The following is a 253-nucleotide window of genomic DNA, read 5'->3' as shown; positions in this document are numbered from 1 at the left end:
GCATGAGGTGACCAACGTCGGATCCGACCGAGACCAGCTCAGCCCAATGGCCAAGCAAGCCCGCGAGGCGATGGGGACAGAAACGCTGTCCGTGGTGGCTGACCGAGGCTACTTCAAGGGTGAAGAGTGAATCGCCCCCAGTATTCTAGACACTCGCCAGACTCTGGTAATGACGCTTTTCGTACTCGACCGGTGACAGGTCACCACTCGTGCCGTGCCGGCGCCTTGGGTTATAAAACATCTCAATGTAATT

General features: G+C 56.9%; 1 protein-coding gene and 1 pseudogene. One reads left to right on the top strand and one right to left on the bottom strand.

Features of this window, described 5'->3' with window-relative positions; all coding sequences use genetic code 11:
• Window positions 1-127 (top strand): annotated as a pseudogene (locus tag H4J77_RS20125) (hypothetical protein); the annotation flags it as partial.
• A gap of 18 nt (window positions 128-145) precedes the next feature.
• Here H4J77_RS20125 and H4J77_RS19685 read toward each other — a convergent pair.
• A partial coding sequence (locus H4J77_RS19685; protein WP_148079639.1) for an IS3 family transposase occupies window positions 146-253 on the bottom strand: 108 nt, incomplete at its 5' end.

Source organism: Pseudomonas sp. 5Ae-yellow (assembly GCF_014077575.1).
GTDB classification, from domain to species: Bacteria; Pseudomonadota; Gammaproteobacteria; order Pseudomonadales; family Pseudomonadaceae; genus Halopseudomonas; species Halopseudomonas neustonica.
This window is presented reverse-complemented; position numbering and strand designations above follow the sequence as displayed.